At 38.8% G+C, this 22,207-nt stretch carries 20 protein-coding genes and 1 pseudogene; 11 read left to right on the top strand and 10 right to left on the bottom strand.

Translation table 11 applies throughout. From position 1 onward, the window contains the following. Positions 1–24: 24 nt before the first annotated feature. Complete coding sequence (locus ACS125_RS07040) at positions 25–429, bottom strand: ComEA family DNA-binding protein (protein ID WP_353155676.1); 405 nt, start codon at positions 427–429, stop codon at positions 25–27. Then, a pseudogene (locus ACS125_RS07035) lies at positions 398–1,064 on the bottom strand (MazG nucleotide pyrophosphohydrolase domain-containing protein). The gene ACS125_RS07040 and the pseudogene ACS125_RS07035 overlap by 32 nt, the downstream one beginning before the upstream one ends. A gap of 112 nt (positions 1,065–1,176) precedes the next feature. Between ACS125_RS07035 and ACS125_RS07030 the strand changes: the two are divergent. The 5 genes from ACS125_RS07030 to ACS125_RS07010 all read left to right on the top strand — a co-directional run bounded on the left by ACS125_RS07030 (position 1,177) and on the right by ACS125_RS07010 (position 5,951). Continuing rightward, positions 1,177–1,950, top strand: a complete 774-nt coding sequence (locus tag ACS125_RS07030) for an SDR family oxidoreductase (RefSeq protein ID WP_353155672.1) — start codon at positions 1,177–1,179, stop codon at positions 1,948–1,950. Positions 1,951–2,497: 547 nt separating this feature from the next. Then, a complete protein-coding gene (locus ACS125_RS07025; protein WP_443271246.1) occupies positions 2,498–3,790 on the top strand; it encodes a COG3014 family protein in 1,293 nt (430 codons plus the stop codon). Positions 3,791–3,809: 19 nt separating this feature from the next. After that, a complete protein-coding gene (locus ACS125_RS07020) occupies positions 3,810–4,220 on the top strand; it encodes a YcfL family protein (protein ID WP_443271244.1) in 411 nt (136 codons plus the stop codon). Between the two features lie 53 nt (positions 4,221–4,273). Continuing rightward, on the top strand, positions 4,274–4,876 hold the full coding sequence (lpoB, locus tag ACS125_RS07015; protein WP_443271242.1) for a penicillin-binding protein activator LpoB: 603 nt from the start codon (positions 4,274–4,276) through the stop codon (positions 4,874–4,876). 70 nt (positions 4,877–4,946) lie between these two features. Beyond that, positions 4,947–5,951 (top strand): CsgG/HfaB family protein, encoded by a 1,005-nt coding sequence (locus tag ACS125_RS07010; RefSeq protein WP_443271239.1) that lies wholly within the window; start codon positions 4,947–4,949, stop codon positions 5,949–5,951. A gap of 41 nt (positions 5,952–5,992) precedes the next feature. Here ACS125_RS07010 and ACS125_RS07005 read toward each other — a convergent pair whose 3' ends face one another. Genes ACS125_RS07005 through cysM form a run of 4 tightly spaced genes read right to left on the bottom strand, consistent with a single transcriptional unit; the run spans position 5,993 to position 11,485 of the window. Beyond that, positions 5,993–8,299 (bottom strand): RelA/SpoT family protein, encoded by a 2,307-nt coding sequence (locus ACS125_RS07005; protein ID WP_005302395.1) that lies wholly within the window; start codon positions 8,297–8,299, stop codon positions 5,993–5,995. Between the two features lie 30 nt (positions 8,300–8,329). Beyond that, entirely contained in the window at positions 8,330–9,721 is a 1,392-nt protein-coding gene (gene rlmD, locus ACS125_RS07000) for a 23S rRNA (uracil(1939)-C(5))-methyltransferase RlmD (RefSeq protein WP_443271237.1), read from the bottom strand. A 9-nt stretch (positions 9,722–9,730) separates the two neighbouring features. Then, a complete protein-coding gene (locus ACS125_RS06995) occupies positions 9,731–10,549 on the bottom strand; it encodes a 3'-5' exonuclease (protein WP_005302389.1) in 819 nt (272 codons plus the stop codon). Positions 10,550–10,561: 12 nt separating this feature from the next. After that, entirely contained in the window at positions 10,562–11,485 is a 924-nt protein-coding gene (gene cysM / locus ACS125_RS06990; protein ID WP_443271234.1) for a cysteine synthase CysM, read from the bottom strand. Positions 11,486–11,657: 172 nt separating this feature from the next. On the opposite strand from cysM, the gene ACS125_RS06985 reads away from it, so the two are divergent. The 5 genes from ACS125_RS06985 (at position 11,658) to rsfS (ending at position 17,520) form a co-directional block, all read left to right on the top strand. Beyond that, a complete protein-coding gene (locus ACS125_RS06985) occupies positions 11,658–14,465 on the top strand; it encodes a GacS-like sensor histidine kinase (RefSeq protein WP_443271232.1) in 2,808 nt (935 codons plus the stop codon). A 95-nt stretch (positions 14,466–14,560) separates the two neighbouring features. Beyond that, the gene (locus tag ACS125_RS06980; protein ID WP_005302380.1) at positions 14,561–15,349 is read left to right on the top strand and encodes a crotonase/enoyl-CoA hydratase family protein; all 789 of its coding nucleotides are present in this window, start codon (positions 14,561–14,563) and stop codon (positions 15,347–15,349) included. A gap of 10 nt (positions 15,350–15,359) precedes the next feature. Then, entirely contained in the window at positions 15,360–16,229 is an 870-nt protein-coding gene (locus ACS125_RS06975) for an NAD(P)-dependent oxidoreductase (protein WP_443271230.1), read from the top strand. Positions 16,230–16,242: 13 nt separating this feature from the next. Next, the gene (locus ACS125_RS06970; RefSeq protein ID WP_004794584.1) at positions 16,243–17,037 is read left to right on the top strand and encodes a hydroxypyruvate isomerase family protein; all 795 of its coding nucleotides are present in this window, start codon (positions 16,243–16,245) and stop codon (positions 17,035–17,037) included. An 81-nt stretch (positions 17,038–17,118) separates the two neighbouring features. Beyond that, positions 17,119–17,520: a ribosome silencing factor gene (gene rsfS / locus ACS125_RS06965; RefSeq protein WP_004794586.1), complete on the top strand. Its 402-nt coding sequence runs from the start codon at positions 17,119–17,121 to the stop codon at positions 17,518–17,520. 85 nt (positions 17,521–17,605) lie between these two features. Here rsfS and ACS125_RS06960 read toward each other — a convergent pair whose 3' ends face one another. Beyond that, the gene (locus ACS125_RS06960) at positions 17,606–17,983 is read right to left on the bottom strand and encodes a hypothetical protein (protein ID WP_443271227.1); all 378 of its coding nucleotides are present in this window, start codon (positions 17,981–17,983) and stop codon (positions 17,606–17,608) included. Positions 17,984–18,246: 263 nt separating this feature from the next. On the opposite strand from ACS125_RS06960, the gene ACS125_RS06955 reads away from it, so the two are divergent. After that, positions 18,247–19,068 carry an SDR family NAD(P)-dependent oxidoreductase gene (locus ACS125_RS06955; RefSeq protein WP_443271225.1) on the top strand — a complete coding sequence of 274 codons (822 nt, stop codon included), beginning with the start codon at positions 18,247–18,249 and terminating at the stop codon, positions 19,066–19,068. Between the two features lie 63 nt (positions 19,069–19,131). On the opposite strand, the gene ACS125_RS06950 is transcribed toward ACS125_RS06955, so the two are convergent. From ACS125_RS06950 to ACS125_RS06940, 3 genes are read right to left on the bottom strand one after another with little or no spacing between them, the layout of a single operon-like run. Next, positions 19,132–20,586: an NAD(P)(+) transhydrogenase (Re/Si-specific) subunit beta gene (locus ACS125_RS06950; protein ID WP_004794591.1), complete on the bottom strand. Its 1,455-nt coding sequence runs from the start codon at positions 20,584–20,586 to the stop codon at positions 19,132–19,134. Between the two features lie 12 nt (positions 20,587–20,598). After that, the gene (locus tag ACS125_RS06945; protein ID WP_003654992.1) at positions 20,599–20,913 is read right to left on the bottom strand and encodes a proton-translocating transhydrogenase family protein; all 315 of its coding nucleotides are present in this window, start codon (positions 20,911–20,913) and stop codon (positions 20,599–20,601) included. An 11-nt stretch (positions 20,914–20,924) separates the two neighbouring features. Further along, positions 20,925–22,052, bottom strand: a complete 1,128-nt coding sequence (locus ACS125_RS06940; protein ID WP_443271222.1) for a Re/Si-specific NAD(P)(+) transhydrogenase subunit alpha — start codon at positions 22,050–22,052, stop codon at positions 20,925–20,927. Positions 22,053–22,207 lie beyond the last annotated feature (155 nt).

Genomic DNA, 22,207 nt, shown 5'->3' with positions numbered 1-22,207 from the left:
AATGACAATTGACAAACAGATGATTTATAAAGTCAAACGTGCTTTATTCTTTTCAAAAATGGCTGGACCAATGCCCTTTACGCTTTTAAATTCATCAATATTTTTAAAGCCACCATTCTTTTGACGGTATTCTACAATCGCTTGAGCCTTTTTCTCACCAATACCTTTTAGTTTTTGAAGCTCATCAATATTGGCTTGATTCAAGTGAACTTGTCCCGAAGAGTCAGTCATGGCTGAGCTTTTTTGAATACTAGAATGAGAGACGTGTTGCATGCTTAACTTCTGATCATATATCTGCTGTTTAGCCTTCCACTCCTTAAAATTTTGATCAAAAGATTGAGCCTGAACAAAGGTTGAAGAAATCAGGCTCCAAAATAAAATAATAAAAATATAAGACTTACTCTTCCAAAGATTCATGCTGAGCTGCATGTGTTTTTCCCCCTAATCTTAACTGCCGCTTTGCCTGATTCCACAATTCATCCATTTCAGACAAGGTCATGTCTTCTAATGTTCTTTGCTGTTTTTGGGCTTGATCTTCAATAAAAGCAAAACGGCTTCTAAATTTATGTATTGTTGATAAAAGTGATGTTTCACTTGAAATCGCAAGTTTACGTCCTACATTGACTAATGAAAACAGGCAATCTCCAAATTCATCTTGAATTTCATCAATATTTTGATTTTTTAGTGCTTGCTTAAACTCGTCTAGCTCTTCTTCTAGTTTTCCATAAGCATCTTCTACGGTTTCAAAGTCGAACCCAACTTTTGCGACATTTTCTTGAATTTCTTGTGCCTGCAATGCGGCGAATTAACTTTTCACTTATTGCCTCAACAACATCTTGAAAGTTAAAAGCACCTTGCTCACTAAACATTTGTGATTGAAACACAACTTGTAATAACAAATCGCCTAGCTCATTTCTGATTTCATCGATATTACCCTGACGAACAGCAGCCTCAACTTCATATGCTTCTTCAATCGCATATTTAGTCAGTGACATTGGGGTTTGTTGTTGATCCCACGGACATTTTTCTCGTAACTCTTGCATGATTTTAAGCAATTTATCCATGGTAACCCTCAAGTTTAAAAAGTCGGTCAGTAAAACTAAGATTTTAATTTGTTATGATCAAAATCAAAGCGATTAAATCAGTCGCACTATTGTACTGACAAAGAGAAAAAAGATGAGATACAGTATTCTGATTAGTGGTGCCGCTCAAGGTATTGGGGCTGAAATTGCACGCGTATTCTACAAACAAGGATATAAAGTAGGCATTTATGATATTAATGAATCGCTTGCTCAAGAATTGGCAAACGACTTAGGGCCAAATGCCCGTGCCGGCTATCTAGATGTAAGTGATTACGACCAATGGCAACGTATATTAAAAGAATTTACTGAATGGTCTGGCGAACTCAACATCTTAGTAAATAATGCCGGTATTTTATATTCTGGCGCATTTGAAACAACTGATATTAAAGCCCACCAAAGAACAATAAATATTAACGTAAACGGTGTCATCAATGGCTGTCACGCTGCCCTACCTTATTTAAAGCAAGCGTCTTTTGCACGTGTTATCAATCTATCATCAGCTTCTGCAATTTATGGACAAGCTGACCTTATTTCTTACTCAGCCAGTAAATTTGCTGTTCGCGGAATTACTGAAGGTTTAGATGTGGAATGGAAAAAATATGGTATTCGCGTTTTAGATGTGATGCCGCTGTTTGTGCAAACTGCAATGGTTAACAATATGGATGCAGGCACTATTCAAAATATGGGGATAGATTTAACTCCAAATGATATTGCTCAGCAGGTGCTTACGCTTGTAGAGAAAAAGGCTCATTTCTGGACGCCTACTCACACTCCAGTTGGGATAAAAACCAAACTGCTTTATCAACTCTCAACTTTAAGCCCTCAGTTTTTAAATCGGCTCACTAACATTTATTTATCGAGAAAATAATCCAATATAAAAAAGGCTGACATTTGACAGCCTTTTTACTCAAATAATTTAATATATATTTATAATACAACAATAAACAAGTATCAATTTTAAGTTATTCTAAACCCAAAACTCCAATAAAATAAAAACTTCCGCCCATTAATTAAAAAATATTTAAATACCAAAGATAAATATTAAGAAAAAATAAACATATCAATTATTTAAATTTTAAAATCCAATTAACACTGATTAAAAACGATAAATAATACTTAAAAACTAATTTCCCAATTATTATAAAAAATTAATTAGATTATTTATCAGACAAACAAACACTTAAAATATAAAACCTCAGAAACCTTCAACGCTATATTAGATAAGCCTTGGCGTTTATTTTCTAATAGAATAAATAAAACCAATAATAAATAAAATTATTGAAATACTCACTTTATAAAATTATAGTTCGTTTATTTTTGTAAACTTATGAGCATTTTTTGTGACAAACTTTTCAATAATTAAGCACTCACAACGACACAAAAAAACTCTTCTGGCTATTTTATTTGGCAGTGTTTTGCCTACTGCTCATGCTGGCTTTTTTGATGACTACAATCAAACTGCTCAGAGCTTCCGTGCAAACATCACCCAACCAATTCCAGAAGAAACTCATAAATTTTTAGATAAAAAAGTTAAGGGAAGCGATGCTGCACTCTACCTACTTGAAAAAGGTCGTTTACAACAAGCTAATCATCAATATGAAGAAAGTAAGAAATCCTTTGAAGCTGCGTTTGTACTGTTAGAGCAAAGAAATAATAAAGCAAAAATCAGTGCATCAGAAATCGGATTTAAAGCTCTCTCACTTGTAAGTAATGACAGCATTATTCCTTACAAAATCCCAGAATATGAACAAGTTTTAGCCCATATCTATCAAGCCATAAATTTTATGGCTCTCAATAACTCAGAAAGCGCTGGTGTAGAAATGCGTATCGCCCAACGTATTCAGCGTGAAATTGAAGTTGCTCACACAAAGGAAGCGGAAAAAGCTAAAGAAAAAGCTGGCTCCGATAACAATCAGAAGAACTTCGACGAAGCTTTTGCCGGTCTAGATACAATTGCAGGGAAGGTTAAAAACACATATCAAAATGCTTATGCATTTTACATGGCAGCCACTCTTTGGGAGGCATTAGGAGAAGAAAACGATGCCCTCGTTGACTTCAAAAAAGCTTATGAATTGCAGCCTAACGATTTCATTAAAAATGATGTTAAACGTTTAGATATGTCTTCGAGTAAAAAATCTCAACAATATCCCGTTGTAATTTTTTTAGAGCAAGGTCTAGTACCTCAAAAAATACCGAATACTTTTGCTTTACCTACTCCAAATGGCTTAATTAATATTTCATTTGCTAGCTATAACCCTTCTACCTACAGAAGCCCTACTAGTCTTCAAGTGCTTGTAAATGGTAGGTCTGTGACAAACACTTCAACCTTAACTGATATAGGTGCCTTAGCTGTAAAAACATTAAAAGAAAATGTAGCTGCCAATATGACATCACAAATTGCGCGCACAACAGCAAAATATATGGTCCAAAAAGAACTTGGGAATCATTTGGGGGCTATTGGTCAAATTGCTGGAAATATTTACAACACAGCTTCTGAAAAAGCCGATATTCGTGCGTGGAATACTCTACCAAGTAATGCTCAAGTTGCCCGTCTCACTTTGCCAACAGGCACTCATACTATCCAACTAAAAAATGGCTATATGACTCAAGAACTCGATATTGATGTGAAGCCAAATCAAACTGTGTTTATTCATGGCATAGAAGCAAATCAAGAAATTTTAACCGATAGTTTTGCTATTACTCATTAATGATTAAAGGATATTCAAAATGAAAAAGGCCGTAATTTATTTGAGCCTACTCTCAATTGCATCTGCGTTTTTTACAGGTTGTACAGCTCCAAATGCTATGCAAACAAAAACTGACATTACCACAGGTCAGAGTACTGTTCGCACACAGACCAGTAACCCTATTTTAGCTACCCGTATTGGTGTTAGTCGAATCAACATGACGACTTTAGGTGACATCAAACGCGCTTCACTTGCATTGAAAAATGGTTGGTTCTATGCCCAAGACTTCCAATACAAAGTTGTATGGTTTGATGCGGAAGGAACTGAAATTAATCCAGAAGGCGCAATTTGGAAACCTATTAGCTTACAAGGTCGTGAAGTTAAAACTGTTCAGTCAGTTGCACCTAACCCTAGTGCAGTCGATGTATTGATTTACATGAAAAAAGATTAAGTTTTTAAACCTAAATTCACAACATTATTTAAAGATAGATACAGGACATTTTAATGAAAATTAAATCACTATTCATGATTACAGCAATGAGTAGCGCTGCACTTTTTTCTGGTTGTACTTCACAAACTGTTAGCTATGGTGATGCGCAATCTGTTGAAACTTTAACAAAAGATTTTGGTTCTACGGACTTACAGCAAATTGCGACAAAAATGGTGGATGACATGCTTGCCTTCCCACCAATTATTGATATGACCAAAAATCGTCGTCCTGTTTTATTTGTTGACAAAATTAAAAACAAATCTCAAGAACATATCGATACAGAGTCTATTACCGATACGATTCAAAACCGTCTAATCAATTCAGGAAAATTCCGCTTTGTAGACATGACTTCTGTGGGTGCAGTAGCCGACCAGATGGCGTATCAACAACGTAGCGGAATGGTAGATAAACGTACTGCCGTTAAATCTGGCTCACAGATTGGTGCTGAGTATATGCTGAATGGTAATTTATCTAGCATCGTTAAAAACTCGGGCGGCAAGAGTGATGTTTACTATAAATTCACTTTAAAACTACTGAATTTAAAAACTGGAATCGTTGAATGGACCAGTGAAAAAGAAATTCGCAAATCTGCAAAAAAATCTACATTCGGCTTATAAGCTTTTCTAAATAATCCTTTATAGCATGGCAATTATTAATTGCTATGCTCTATAAATAAAAAGAGCCTTTATGAGAAAAATATTTTGCGCAGTACTATTAAGTCTTACTGCCACCTCAAGTTTTGCCACGCTACAAGAAGTGATGAAAGAAGCTTCAGGTAGTGGACCAACCCAGCAACAAGCTATTGCAGAAGCTTTATTGACAGCAGCTCAATCTGTGAATGGAACAAAAGTAAGTTCACAAATGGGGATGGCTGAAGAAGTTAATATGGTTATGACAGATCACCACTGGTCATATCAAGGCAAAAGCTCACCTGTGTTCAGTGTACAAACAGAGTCTTCAGGTGCAATTAACCGTTTTCAAGTGCTTAGTGTTTCTGGTTCAGGTAAAAATTATAAAGCCCGCGTTCGAGCTTATATTAGTAAATATCAATCAAATGTAGCTGATCAACATTTACGAAGAATCGCAGTTTTTCCTTTTCAAGTAGTTGAGTCAAAATTTAACTTAGCATCGGGTGAAGACCCATATGAGTTTGTGCAGGAAGTAGCGGATCTCATTGGTACGCAAATGGCAAATTCACGACAACTAAGTTTAGTAAGTCGAGATTATATTGAAGAGATGGCAAGCGAAAATGCATTCCTCGCTTGGGATGGTGCACCATCCGAAATGGCAAGAATTGCCCAAAAAGTGGGTGCAGACTATATTCTTGTTGGTAGAATTAATGAAGCCCGCACGGTTCAAGGTCAATCTTTTTACGGCGCAGTTCCAGCCGAACGTGATGCGATTAAATTAAACTGGCGTGTGATTGAAGTAAATACAGGCAAAATTGCAGCAGCTGGTTCTATTAAGCAACCACCACAAGCAAATGTTGGTAATTTAGTTACACAAGATACCCCACCTTCTAGTACAGAAATTTTCGCCGATCAAGTCGTTAATGATGTATTGCGCGGTTTATCTTTGAAATCGAATCATTACCCTCAAAATGAAGATAGTTTTGATAATCAGGTAAATTCTTCACCATTATCAGATGCAGATCTTCCTTCAGGTTCTAGCGAAAAACCAATTCGTTGGTAAATAAAAAGGCTGTCATTTGACAGCCTTTTTACTCAATTTATTTAAACACCTTGAATCATGCGTCGCGCACTAATAATTCCAGGCTGTTGCTCTAAGCGAGCCAATAAGCGAGAAAGCTGTGCTAAACCTTTCACCTCAATGAGCAACTTCATATTGGCAATACCATCTGCCTCAGAAATTGTATTGACCTGACGAATATTAATTTGGTCAGAGAAAATCACTTGCGTTAAGTCTTTAAGCAGACCACGACGATCATACGCTTCCACCACAATTTGAACGCTTTGACCACGTGTTGGCTGCATTTCCCAATCGGCTTCAACAGCACGCTCTGGTTCTTGCTTAATCATACGCTGGTAGTCTGAACAAATGACTTTGTGGATGCTAACACCACGGTTCAAAGTAATATATCCAGCGATTGACTCACCATGTACAGGCTGACAGCACTGTGCGATGTGCAGCTCTACATTGTCTAAACCGTCAATTAAGATTCCATGAGCCGACAATGTATGGCTAGCTCGTGGATTTAATGCTGGTTTAAGCACTAGTTCAGGTTCATCCTGATCTAGATGCATTTGACGGTTCACCTGATTAATCAAGGCATGTAAGCTAATATCACCGCTTACTAAACTCACCAAAATGTCATCACCCGTTTTCACGTTAAAATGTGATGAGTAATCATTTAGGTCGATACTTTTTGGGTGAATCGCTAGACGAGCTAACTCTTTATTAAGAAGTTCACGGCCAACTTCAAGATTTTTACTACGATCTTGCTGTCTAAACCAATGACGCAGCTTGTCACGAGCACGAGAGGTTTTAATATAACCTAAAGAATTGACCAACCAATCTCGGTTTGGATCACGATCTTTTTTAGTTAAAATCTCAACCTGTTCACCAGTCTTTAAAGTATAGGTAAGTGGCACATAACGTTGGTTAACTCGCGCTGCATAACACTTGTTGCCTACTTCAGTATGCACATGGTAAGCAAAATCTAAAACTGTTGAGCCACGTGGCAATTCCTTAATATCACCATCACGACTAAAAACGTAAATCTTCTCAAAGCCTTCAAAGTCTTGTAACTGTTCAAAGCCTTCTGTTTCATCTTCGTTTTGATGTACCGTCGTTTCATTGCGCTCTTGATAGTGTTCTAAAACAGCACGCAATGAATGCAAACGATGATTAAAGGAATGGTCAGTATTCTTTGAACCTTCTTTATAGTTAAAGTGCGAACATACGCCTAATTCTGCTTCGTCATGCATCTCATGAGTACGAATTTGTACTTCAAGCGATTTATTCTCGGCAATTACAGCAGTATGCAAAGAGCGATAACCATTTGCTTTCGGGTTGGTAATATAGTCATCAAACTGATGCGGAATGTGACGCCAGATTTGATGAACAATACCCAAAGAGTGGTAACACTCAGGAACACTATTGACTAATACACGTAAAGCACGAATATCATAAAGCTGATCAAAACTCAGGTTCTTGCTTTTCATTTTTCGATAAATCGAATAAATGTGCTTCGCTCGACCTGTGATTTCTGACTCGATTCCGTAAGACGCTAACTCATTTTTTAAACGATCAATCACGAACTGAATATAGTGTTCGCGTTCTAATCGTTTTTCATTGAGTAATGACGCAATTTCTTTATAACGATCTGGCGCTAAATAGCGAAAAGCGAGATCTTCAAGCTCCCACTTAAGCTGAGCAATACCGAGTCGATGCGCCAATGGCGAATAAATAGTAAGAATTTCACGTGCTACGCGTTCTTGACGTTCACGAGATGAATTTGCTAGTTCTCGTAAAGAATAGGTACGTTCAGCAAGTTTAATTAAAACAACACGAACATCTTCGGTAACCGAAATCAGCATTTTATAAATGCCACTTAAATGTTCTCGTTGATTATTATTAAAATGATCTTCTAACCGTTTATTTTTCTCAATGAGTTCCGAGAGCTTACCCATTGCCAAAGTACCTTTGACAAGGTTATAGACCTGCTCCCCAAATTTCTGTTTTACTTCTTCTATATCAGTAATGTCTTCACGCACACTACGATAAAGCATTGCTGCCGATAGAGTATCTTCATCTACATGGAGATGCGCCAGAATGTCAGCCATTCCAACGCCTGTAGCGAAAGTATTTGAACGATGATTAACCGTTGAGTCCAACTCTTTTTGCAGGGTTAAATGAGCAACCTGCTCAAGCTGTTCAAGCTTCGCCCCATCTAATATTTCACGCACCCGATCCAACCATGAGGCTAAACCGATTTGCGTTTCGGCGGCATGCTCTACAGTCGTTTCCTCGGACAACTCAGTTAGTTGTTCAGGTAACTGTTCACGTACTGTGACCATACCATTCTCCTCAATATGTAACTCATGTTTTTAATCGTTTATCTCTTGAATTTTTTCAAATAGTGCAATGGATTCAACATGTTCTGTGTGCGTAAACATGTCCATCACAGCTGCTTTTTTTAACTGGTAACCATATTGGACCAAAACACCCGCATCCCTTGCCAGTGTAGCTGGATTACATGATACATAAACGATTCTTTTTGCTCCAAAATTTGATACATACTGCATAATTTCATATGCACCAGCACGAGGAGGATCAATCAATAATGCATCAAATCCTTGATTTGCCCAAGAATGATGCGAAAAATCTTTTGTTAAATCTTGTGAAAAGAAGGTTGCTTGCACCAAACTATTGCATTTTGCATTAGCTGTTGCCCGTTGCACCATTTCTTCACTCCCTTCCACACCAACAACCTGACCACTCTCACCAACACATCGTGCTAACGGGAGTGAGAAATTGCCTAAACCGCAAAATAGATCAAGTACCTTTTCACCTGGTTGCAATTGAAGCAATTCACATGCCAATTGAACCATTTGTTCATTTACTGTGGCATTGACCTGAGTAAAATCCAATGGCGAAAAAGCAAAATTTACATCAAACCGCTCTAAGGCATAGTGTAAACGTAAAGCACCTTTTTCATCATCAATACGATGAATACTTTCAGGTCCTTTAGGCTGCAAATACAACTGCCACCCTTTGTCTAACGCAAATTGCTTTAATTGGTTGACATCAGAATTGTTTAATTTTTCCACATGACGAACCAACAAAGAAATTTCATGATCACCTTTTGCTAATTCTACATGACCTATATGCGCTTTGCCTTTTAGACTTTGGAGTAAAGTACGCAGCTCAGGCAAGCTATCTGATAGTTTTTTATCCAAAACACTACAAGTGTGGATAGAAGTTAGTCGATTACTATGATGTTCACGAAACCCCATAATTAAGCGATCTGGCTTTGGCAGATAGCGCATCCCTATTCGAGCACGTCGACGATAATCTGTTTGTAAAGATCGAATTGGCTCAAGCCACTGTTCAGGCTGAATTCCTGCAAAATGTTGTAAATGCGATTGCAGCACACTTTGCTTTAAACGAATTTGTTCATCAGGATGGATATGCTGCATGCTACAGCCACCGCAAATACCATAATGAGGACAAATTGCATCTATACGATGAGTTGAAGGTTCTCCTAACAACTGTACCATCTCAGCCTCTTCAAGACGCTTTGCTTGATGGGTAATCTGAGCCTTTACAGTTTCTCCGGGCAATGCATAGCGAATAAAAACTTTCTTGCCATGCTTATCTGCTGGATGATCAGGATGAGAACCATAATGCGCAATTCCCCGCCCCTCATGAGAAAGTGTTTCAATTTGAAAAATATATTCAGGTTGTTGAGGCTTGCGAGATTTGGCTTGTTGTTTCAAAGGATGAACCTAAAAATCTGAAGGATTAAAATAGTGAGAAGTAAATTCAGTATGTTTCGAAGTACGTTCCCATACTTCAAGAAAGTCAGACTGCTGCGGCATAGTCTGTAAATATTCAATACTCGAGCTAATCCAGTGGTTATGTTCATCTACGCTCAACTGGCCTTTTAGTACGAGCCAACGCAAATAAATAAACCATGTATTGAGTACATCCCCTTCACAATAGCTAGTCAATTTTAACCACTGTTGATTACGAACATATTCAGGCACATGATAACCCGATTCACCGCGTTTACCTGGCAAACCTAAAATGCAGGCAATATCATCAAGCTTTTGAAAATTACGCCCATTAAACATTGCCATCACGTCCATTAAATCAATGTGGCGATGGTGATAACGGTTTTGGTAATTATTAAAACGCTTCTGGCTATCAATCTCACCTTGATCAAATAGACCTGGTGCAGAAAGCCCATGATACATAGCGCGAAACAGAATGACAGGTAAATCAAATTGTGAGCCGTTCCAACTCACTAAAGTCGGATGACGCTTATCAAAAATTGACAAGAACTTTTGCAAAATCTCAGCTTCAGAATATTGTTCACGACTAAAAGAGAATAATCTAAAGCCAGACTCATCAATCCATAGACCAGAAATACAAACAATTTCATGCAAAGGTAAGCGCTGAAAATCCATGCCTGATTCTTGACGACGGAGTTTAGTCAATGCTTGCTCTACATCAGCCTCTGGTAAATCAAGATGATATAAATGCGCTCCCGCTTTTAAATCAGTTAAAGTTTCAATATCAAAAACTAAGGTTGGGAAACGCATTATTTCTCTCAATTATGAGTTATCGTCCTGTACTGAAAACAATCCTGTAGACAAGTAGCGGTCGCCACGGTCACAGATAATGCAAACAATAACAGCATCTGGATTTTCTTCTGCAATTTTCACTGAAGCCCACACCGCCCCACCAGAAGATGTACCTGCACTAATTCCTTCCTGACGTGCTAAACGGCGAGCCGTTTTTTCCGCTTCAATTTGCGGAATATCCATAATTTGATCAACACGTTTCGGATCGAAAATCGTAGGTAAATATTCTTGTGGCCAACGGCGAATACCAGCAATATTTGAACCTTCAGAAGGCTGTAAACCAATAATTTGAATATCTGGATTTTGTTCTTTTAAATATTTAGAAACACCCATGATGGTACCAGTTGTACCCATTGAACTCACAAAATGAGTAATCTTTCCACCTGTTTGCTTCCAAATTTCAGGGCCAGTTGTTAAGTAATGAGCTTCGACATTATTTGGATTGCCAAATTGATTGAGGACCAAACCTAGACCTTCAGCTTGCATTTGCAAAGCCATATCTCGTGCAGCTTCCATATTCGGCGCTTCAATCAATTCTGCACCATAAGCACGCATAGCATCCTTACGTTCCTGACTTGAATTCCCCGGCATGATTAATTTCATTTTATAACCACGCATTGCTGCAACCATTGCCAAAGCAATACCTGTGTTCCCACTGGTTGCTTCAATCAAGGTGTCACCCGGCTTAATTTGACCACGTTTTTCTGCTTGCATAATCATGTTATATGCAGGACGGTCTTTTACAGAACCTGCCGGATTATTACCTTCTAATTTTGCTAAAACCGTCGCTTGCGTATGAGAAGCTAAACGCTGCAAACGAACTAGAGGTGTATTACCTACATAGTGATCTAACAAAAATTCGTCGGCTAAAAAGTCAGGTTGTGTATTACTCATGATCAACACCTATATCGAGGTGCGCCTATTGTATGAAAAAATGCTCGGTACTGCACCCATTTCAATATGCTTTTTCATGAAAGCGATTAAAGCTCGGTCATTTATAAAATGCCGTCTGTTTTAAAATAAAGCGTGATAAGATGCCGTACAGAGAGATAAATCTGATGTAGCCATGTCTAATTTCAATAAAACCTTATCGAAACGCTTACGTCTGAATCATGCATATGGGCAATTGATTGCTCTAATTTTTGTGCCGATTATGATTTTAACAGGGGTCGGTGCTTTTCTGGTTTTAACTGAAACGTCACATTCGGTAAAACAACAACAGCTACATCACGCCTCAGCGATTCTAGCTCGCTACAATCAGATTTCGAAAGATCTATATACACTGGTTGAACTACAACCCGATGAATACGATCATGCCCAGCACATTATGCAAAGCATGTTTAGCGAAAAAAATCTTAAACGCGCGGTATTAATTGATAACAATGGACAGACTTATTTAAGTATTGGTTATCGTGATAATCGTTATTGGCCTAGCTTTCCTAGTAATAATATTTTTTTTGGTCCCATCTCTTATAACCATAATAATATTTATGGAATGCAGATTAGTAATAAAGCTGGAAAAGCCCCAGTTTGGTTAATGATTGAAATGGATAACCAACCTTTAGAGTTGGCACGTTATGGCATTATGATCGCTCTCGTCATTACTGGATTAATGACCTTACTATTACTTTTACTGTGCTTGAATTTTTACTCTCGTCGCTGGATTGCGCCGATGTATGAAATTCGCATGCAGTTGCAACGTCTAAATGCTGATACTCTAGACCAGCACCTAGTCATTAACAGTACTGGAGAGCTGCGCTTACTACAACGTGATATTGCAAATGTTGTTAAGCGATTACACTTTAGCTTTTTAGAATTAAAAGAACACACCGAACAAACAGAAGAAGACTTACGCAGAACCTTAGATACCTTAGAAGTCCAAAACATTACTTATCGTCAAGCACGAGACCAAGCGATTTCATCAAACCAAGCAAAGTCAGTTTTCCTTGCCAATATTAGTCATGAGCTTCGAACACCTCTAAACAGTATTGATGGCTTTATTCATTTATTGCTTCGTCAACAAAATTTAAATAACGAACAAAATCTTTATTTACAAACCATTCGTAAGTCATCTGCCCATTTATTGGCATTAATTAACGATGTATTAGATTTCTCGAAAATTGATGCGGGTAAATTAGAACTTGAAACAGCACCTTTTGATTTAGAAGAAGCCATTTTTGATGTCATGGATATGCTGTCGCCTTTGGCCGCTCAAAAACATATCGCCATGGCTTTTTACTATGCAGACAACATTCCACAAGAAGTGATTGGTGATGCTTTACGCTTCAAGCAAATCTTGACCAACTTAATTTCTAATGCAATCAAATTCACTCCAGATGGTGAAATTATTGTTCGCGTTCGTATGGAACATGATGATATTGGGCAATGTCTGCTTCATTTCAGTGTTCAAGATAGTGGTATTGGTTTAAGTGGCACAGACCGTAAAAAACTATTTGAATCATTTTCGCAAGGTGATGCATCGGTTACACGTCAATTTGGCGGTACAGGTTTGGGTTTAGCTATTTCTAAACAACTTGTTCATCTCATGCATGGTCAAATTGGTTTTGAAGATAACCAAGAACGCGCTCCAACAGAAAAAGGCTCGACCTTCTGGTTTACCGCACAATTTGTGGTAGATGAAGATTACGAAATCGAACACCCACACTTTGAGCATTTACAAGTGGTGTCTTATCTTGCTCACCCTGCTACAGCAAGTGTTTTACGTTACTACCTTGAAAACTACCATGTTCCACACATCGAAACACAATCGATTCTGGACTTGTTTAGCCGCTTAAAACATCTTGATCAGAAAGATAATACATGGCTCATTGTTGACCATAGCGGCGATACTGAAGCGTTATTAAAAGAAATACGCAGTCGTTATCAAGGCAATTTAGCCGTCTATGGCTATCAAATGACACTTGAGCCAAACATGCTCAGTGAATACCGTGCTCGCCCTCTCTATCAACCATTAAGTCGAAGCGGACTCATTCAATTATTAAATGATCAACCTATTTTTGAAGAGGAACAACAAGACTTTAATGGTCAGGGTTTACACATTCTGGCAGTAGATGACCATTTGCCCAACTTAATTGTTTTAGAAGCCTTACTTGGTGAGCTAAACGTTAAAACAACTAAAGCACTTAGTGGTCAAGAAGCACTTAACCTGATCCAAGAGCGAATTGATCAGAAACTTAAACCATTTGATTTGGTGTTTATGGATATTCAAATGCCTGTCATGTCAGGTATTGATACAACTCGCGCTATTCGTTCTTTAGAATCGACTTTAGACGGAGAAATGCAACTACCAATTATTGCACTAACTGCGCATGCGCTTGCTGATGAAAAACAAAAACTCCTCAAAGTAGGCATGAATGACTATGTCACCAAGCCAATTCAAATGGAACAAATCATTCAGATCTTAACGCAATGGACTAAAAACAACTTTACAGCAAAAGCCTTAGATAAAGACCATCATGTCGTTGCAGAAGCTTTAGATCCACAAATTTTAAACTGGCAACAAAGCTTACAGTTAGCAGCAAATAAAGAAGACTTAGCGCAAGATTTACTTAAAATGTTAGTTGATAGTTTTCCAACTGAGCTAGATGAAATGCAGCAGCTCATTGAGCTTGAAGACTTCCCTCAACTTGAGCATGTTTTACATCGCCTTTATGGTGCTACTCGCTATGTAGGTGCACCAAAACTACAACAAGTCACTGGTGACTTTGAGCAATTTATTTCAACGTTGCGTAAAGAACGCCGTATAGCAGATGAAGGCTTCATTGAAGAAGTGATGCAGCGCTTTGATGAACTAGGTCTTGTCGTTAAAGAGGTAGAAAGTGCAGCCCATCAAATCTTGGTTATACCTGACTAACATCTCTATCAAAAAAGGCATGACTGAGCTGTCATGTTTCCAAATTACAGCCATGTTATGCTCCGTTCATCTATAAAAAAAGAAGCGGGAATCTCATGGCACTCTTACGTATTGAAAAAAATAATGGCATTGCAACGGTATATTTAAACCGTCCAGACAAACGCAATGCAATGAGTTTTGCCTTATTAAAAGAGTTAGTTTCAACTGCAAAAGCAATTAAAAAAGATAGAGATATTCGCTGTGTTATTTTGACAGGCGAAGGGAATGTGTTTAGTGCTGGAATTGATTTATCCGACCTAAACAATCCGAAAAACTCTGCTTTTGCCATTTGGGAACTTGTAAAACCCGGACAAAGCCTTTTTCAAAAAGCATTTCTGACTTGGCAAAATTTACCTGTACCCGTTATTGCTGCATTAGAAGGATATTGTTTCGGCGCAGGTATGCAACTTGCCTTGGCTTCCGACATTCGAATTTCTCATCCAGAAACAAAAATGTCGATTATGGAAAGCCGTTGGGGTTTAGTTCCTGATATGGGACTTACTCGCTCGTTAAAAGGCTTAATTAGCGTTGACTTAGCAAAAGAACTTACCTTAACTGCCCGTGTTTTTGATGGAAATTATGCAAAAGAAATCGGTCTTGTGACTCATTTAAGTGACTCCCCTCTAGAGAGAGCGAATGAGATTGCAGCTGAAATGTTACAACGCTCACCTGATGCCCTCACAGCAGCAAAACGCGTACTAGATGCAATGGAGCATCAACCAGAAAAATCATTACGTCTAGAAAAAATCTGGCAACTTAAATTATTACTTGGTAAAAATAGCAAACTTGCTCGTAAAAAAGACAAACATCCGGAAGTTAATTTTTTACCACGCCAATATAAATAGAGCTTAGATTATGAATTTTGATCGTAATACCCCTATTGCGTTTTTAGGTATGGGGCTTATGGGAAGTCGGATGGCAACCCGCCTTATTCAAGCCGGCTTTCAAGTTGCGGTTTGGAATCGAACCTTCTCTGCATGTGAAGAACTGATTGATATCGGCGCCCAACCTTTAGAACTTTCAAATATTGGTGACTATCCTATTATTTTAATCTGTCTGGCAGATGATAAAGCCGTAGAGGCAGTATTTGAAAAAATTCAACCTAACTTAAAAGCTAAGCAAGTTATTGTGGACTTCTCAAGCTTATCTGTTGCTGCAACAAAAACGCTTGCTCAAGCAGCTGCCACGCATGACGTTATTTGGATTGATTCACCTGTATCAGGTGGAACAGCTGGAGCAGAACAAGGCACACTTGTCATTTTTGCAGGCGGTAATGCTCAAACGATTACGGAACTAACGCCTGTTTATAATGTTCTATCTCAACGTGTAACTCGAATGGGCGATACAGGAACTGGCCAAGCTACCAAAATTTGTAATCAATTGATTGTTGCAGCCAACAGCGCCCTTATTGCTGAAGCTGTCGCGCTTGCTGACCGAGCTGGTGTAGATACAACTTTACTCGCTCCAGCTTTAGCAGGCGGATTTGCGGACTCTAAACCCTTTCAAATTCTAACTCCACGTATGGCAACTCATACCTTTGAGCCAATTCAGTGGAAAGTTCAAACATTATCTAAGGATCTCAATAACGCAGTAACATTGGCTAACAATGTTAATTTAGACATCCCAGTTGCACAAAAAGCTCTATTACAGCTACAAACTCACCAAAAAAATGGCTTTGCTGAGAAAGATTTAGCTACTATGATTCAATTAGTAGAGCAAAAATAAACGGAGTTTGAGTATGGGTCGTCTTGCAGTCAATTTATCCATGATTTTTACCGAAGTTCCTTTAATTGAACGCTTCGCTCTGGCCCATGCACAGGGCTTTGAATATGTAGAAATTCAATTCCCTTATGAATTAACTATTGCAGATATTCAAACTCAACTCGAACGCTACAACCTTAGCCTTTGTCTAATCAATGTGCCTGCTGGTGACCTTATGCAAGGCGGAAATGGTTTAGCAGGCATTCCTGGTCAAGAAATAGCTTTCCATGAAGCATTAGAGTTAGCCATTAGCTATGCCACAGCTTTAAAGGTTCCTCGTGTTAATATTTTAGCTGGTAAACAACCGCTCGATGCTGACTTACTGCCTTGTTTAAAAACATTAGCAGCTAATTTAAAACTTGCGTGTAACTTACTCAGTGAACACGATATAGAACCCGTTTTTGAAATGATTAACGGTACAGATATGCCCCGCTTTTTAGTACAAAATATTGCGCAGGCACAAGAAATGCTAGAAGCGGTCAACGACCCTACTCTAAAAATGCAATATGATTGCTATCACATGGCAATGATGGGCGAAGACGTACTTGAGGGTTTACAAGAGAATATTAACTCAATTGGTCATATTCAATTTGCAGACTGTCCAGGCCGACATGAGCCAGATACAGCTGAAATTCCTTATGAACAAATTTTTTCTTGGTTAAAACAAAGTTCTTATCAAAACTATATTGCAGCCGAATATAAGCCTGAAAATACTTCAAATCAGTCATTTACATGGAAGAAAAAGTATTTTTCTGATGATGTAAATATATAAACTGTTACGAGTTTAGTTTGAAATTTAGCGCGAAAACCACTATATTAGATAGTGAGTAATTGTCAGGAAAATATACCCTATATGAATTTAGAACCATCGCCCAGCGTGTCTAATTCTCACGATTTCGCAATGAATACCTCAAATAAAGACGTACAAACTTGTCTCAAAGTCGTCCACGACGCTTTAGTTGATGTAAAAGCAAAAGATATTCTCCAGTTAGATGTTAGCTCAATTAGCAATGTCGCTGATGCTATTGTAATTGCGAGCGGTACTTCTACTCGTCATGTGAAAGCACTTGCAGACAATGTTGCAGAAGAAGCTCGAAAAGCCGGTTTCCGCCCGATTGGCGTTGAAGGTGAACGAGATGCAGAATGGATCTTAATTGATCTCGGCTTTGTTGTAGTACATGTGATGCTACCAACAGCTCGTAAATTCTATGATTTAGAAAGCTTATGGCGTACCGCTCCAGAGTCGGTTGCTTAAAATTTTGCTTTTAAAAAAAGCGGCTCTTTTGAGCCGCTTTTTTTAGTTGTTAAAGGTGATATTTTTCATTACCACCTACAGTTTATTATGTACTAGCTTTTCTTTTTTCTCGAATAACTTTAAGCATTTCCTCAGTCATATTTATTTTCATTTTCTTTACAATATCACTTTGTAGCTCAGAAATTAGTTTGAGTTGCTCCGTACTTATATTTTTATAATCATCACCTGCCAATTTTTTTATATCAGTTACCCCCATCCATTCCTTTTCCTCTTGTCTACATTTATAGAAAGCATCTTCAACAATATCATTTTCATCTTTGTTCATTTTTATTTGAGGCCCAACTTGCCCCATCAAACAATTTGCATATTTTTCACTCGCCTCCTCAAGAGGCTCTGCCAAAGTTACCGATGAAAAGGAAAAACTGATAAATGAGATTATGAAAAAGATTACTCTTTTAACCACTTGAACTCCTTAAATAATTACTATATATCAATCAAATATTATCATTCTTAGCATCCAGTTAAAGTAAAAAATTGCCAATATAGCCTCTCCATCACATTAACTAAAAATAAATACCTCCATTTTTGACTATAGAGATTAAGTGAAAGTCCAAAGCTGCCAGTCATCACCCATTTTTAAATTTGACATGACAAATTGTCAGATTTGCAGCACTATATATTTTCTGAAAGTCCTCACCAATAAATAGCATAACCGGAGTACAGAAAGTGAAGATATTAATTACAGGCGCCAATACGGGCATTGGCTTTGCTACAGCAGAACAACTCGTTAAACAAGGGCAACATGTCATTCTAGCCTGCCGAAATCCACAAAAAGCCCAAGATGCGCAAAACAAACTACTTTCACTTAATCAAGGGCAAGTCGATTTAGTTTCCCTCGATTTAAACAACCTTGAGTTAACCCGAAAAGCAGCAGATGAAATTGCAGACAAATATGGCAGCCTTGACGTACTCATTAATAATGCAGGCTTATTCGCCAAAAGCAAACAATTAACCAATGAAGGCTTTGAGCAACAATTTGGGGTTAACTATTTAGGTCATTTTTTACTAACTCAAAAATTACTTCCAGTTTTAAAACAATCTCCGAAAGCACGTATTATCCATCTTGCATCTATCGCTCACTGGGTGGGCTCAATTAAACCCAACAAGTTTCGTGCAGAAGGTTTTTACAACCCCCTGTTCTATTATGGGCAATCAAAGCTTGCAAATTTATTATTCAGCAATGCATTAGCAGAACAACTAGCTGGAAGTTCAATTACTAATAATGCATTACACCCCGGCGGTGTTGCTTCCGATATTTATCGTGATTTACCAAAACCAGTTTATGCAGCGATGAAATTAGGATTAGTGCCAACTTCAGTTCCAGCAAATCTCATTACAGAAATGGCAACTGGAGGTGCATGGCAAAACCGTAATGGAGAATATGTCAGTGCACATATGCCAGACTGGAAATCATCACATGCCAAAAATCAGCAACTGGCACGTGACCTATATCAACAATCTCTAAACCTTGTAGAAAAATTTCTTTAAACAAATAAGTCAAATAAAAAAAGCCACCCGAGGGTGGCTTTTACAATCCTGATTGAGGTCAGATTAGTGACCACCACCATTGATTGCTTTTGTCATATCTTCAACAACTTTCTTAGCATCACCAAAGATCATCATTGTTTTTTCGTTATAGAACAAATCGTTGTCTAGACCAGCATAACCTGTTGCCATAGAACGCTTAATCACCATAATTGTACGCGCTTTATGAGCTTCAAGAATCGGCATGCCATAAATCGGCGAGCTTGGATCATCTTTCGCAGCAGGGTTTACAACATCATTTGCACCAATTACAAGTACTACGTCTGTTGCAGGGAAGTCTGAGTTAATCTCATCCATTTCTAAGATGTCTTCGTACGCCACGTCTGCTTCTGCAAGCAATACGTTCATGTGACCAGGCATACGACCAGCAACAGGATGGATTGCGAAACGAACGCGAACACCTTGCTCTTTTAGAATTTCACACAATTCTTTTACAGCATTTTGTGCACGACCTTGCGCCATACCATAACCTGGCACAATCACAACGCTGTCAGCATTTGACATCAAGAAGCCAGCATCATCAGCAGAACCAGAACGATGGTTACGTTGAACTTGCTCACCTTTGGCAGCAGTAGCAACCGCTGCACCACCCATTGCACCACCAAACAATACATTGATGATCGAACGGTTCATTGCTTTACACATGATGTACGACAGAATCGCACCAGATGAACCCACGAGAGAACCCGCAACGATCAACATGTTGTTTTCAAGTGTAAAACCAATACCAGCCGCAGCCCAACCAGAGAATGAGTTAAGAAGCGATACTACTACAGGCATATCACCACCACCGACTGGTGCAATCCACACCCAGCCAAATGCAAGCGCAAGAGCTGTCATTGCCCAGAAAGCAGTCATGTTGCCAGTCGTGAAGAAGTAAAAACCACAAGCCAACATCGCAATAAAGATAAGCGCTTGAACAGGTTTAACCCATGCACCAGAAATTGTTTTAGCCCATTTTTTCGCAGCCAATTTACCGTACGCAAACACAGATGCAGTAAAGGTAATCGCACCAACGAAACAACCAACAAACAATTCAAATAAGTGAACTTTGCTCATGTGCACATGTTGCACACCAGCTGCCGTTAAAGCCGCTTCATTTTGAGCAAACAATTCAGTTAATTGGTTGTTATGTAAAATCGCAGCAATTGCAATTAAAACAGCAGCCAAACCAACTAAAGAGTGCATAAGTGCAACCGTTTCCGGCATTTGCGTCATTGGTACAGTACGAGCACGTGCAATACCTACGATTGCGCCGAGCACCATTGCACCAACAATCATCCAGATCACTGGATTATTCGCAACAAAGAAAGTCGTTACAACTGCAATCGCCATCGCGATCATACCGTAACGGTTACCTTGAATTGCTGTTTTAGGGCCAGACAAGCCACGAAGCGTCAAGATAAAGAGGATTGCGCCAACAAGGTACAACCAGTTTGCATTTGCTTGAATAAATTCCATGTCAAAGCCCTCTTATTTCTTTTGCTTAGGCTTGAACATTTCCAGCATGCGTGCAGTTACTGCAAAGCCACCGAAAATATTAATGCTTGCCAAAAATACTGCAATCGCACCAAGTACGCTCACCACATTTACACTTTGAAATGCAACGTTAGCATCTACACCCAAAATAGGTAGACCCACAGTTTGCAACATCGCACCCACTACAATAATAGATGACAACGCATTGGTTACAGCCATAAGCGGCGTATGTAAAGCTGGTGTAACACCCCAAACTACGTAATAACCTACGAAGATGGCAAGGACGAAAATTGTAATAGTTTCAACCATGAGAAATCTCCTTAACCACGCTTAAGCAGTACTTGACCGCCATGAGTGACCAATAGGGCTTTTTGGATTTCGTCTTCTTGATTAATCGCAAAGTTTTTCTCTTTGTCGAATAAAGTCTCTACGAAATTAAAAACGTTACGTGCATATAGCGCTGAAGCTTCTGTCGCTACAGTTGCAGGAATATTTGGAATACCCAAAATTTTCACGCCATTTTCTGTAAAAACAGTCTCGCCCACTTTAGAGCCTTCAACGTTACCACCAGTTTCAACAGCCATATCTAAAATGACAGAACCCGGTTTCATCTTGGCAACAGTTTCAGCCTTAATCAGACGTGGTGCATCACGACCTGGCAAGAGCGCAGTAGTAATCACGATGTCAGCATTAGAAACAGCCTTATCAACAATCGCTGCTTGGTCTTTGATGTACTGCTCACCCGGCATCCATCCATAACCATTTTTAGCGGCATCTACTGCACGTTGTTGCTCTTCTTCAGACATTGGTACGTCTAACCACTTACCACCCAAAGATTCAACCTGATCTTTTGCTGTAGGACGTAAATCGGTCGCTTCAACAATTGCGCCTAAACGTTTTGCAGTTGCAATTGCCTGAAGACCTGCAACGCCCACACCCATAATCACAACACGAGCAGGTTTTACAGTACCAGCAGCAGTCATAAGCATTGGGAACATGCGCTGATATTCAGCAGCAGCAAGCAAAACTGATTTATAACCAGAAAGGTTTGCCTGAGAAGACAAAACGTCCATATTCTGCGCACGAGAAAGCGTACGAGGAAGCAATTCTAGAGCAAAAGCAGAAACTTGCTGATTCGCAAACTGATCTAGCTCGGTATTACGATAAGGATCAAACATTGCTACAACAGCAGTATTTGCTGCAAGTTTTTGAATTTCCCCGCCTTGTGGCGCGCGAACTTTCAAAATAATTTGACTACCCGTATAGGCATCATCCGTAATGGTTGCACCGACCTGTTCATAAGCACTGTCAATGTACGCGGCCTTTACACCAGCACCACGTTCAATCACAACGCTATGACCAGCGCTAATCAACTTCTTTACTGTCTCTGGCGTAGCAGCTACACGATTTTCACCGACGACAGTTTCGGTTGGGATTCCGATCTGCATGAGCGTTCCTCAAGCTAATTTCTCATTGTCAAAAACATTGCAAGCTGCAATGTTTCCCCCATGTGTATTCTTTGTACAGAATTTGGATTCTAATTGAACTTTTTTAAAATACCACCCAATATTTATTTAATAAATACCCATATTTTGAACTGATG

Source organism: Acinetobacter sp. PFS20 (genome assembly GCF_052261015.1).
Classification (GTDB): Bacteria; Pseudomonadota; Gammaproteobacteria; order Pseudomonadales; family Moraxellaceae; genus Acinetobacter.
The sequence above is the reverse complement of the archived record's forward strand: the minus strand, read 5'-3'. Positions and strand labels throughout refer to the sequence as shown.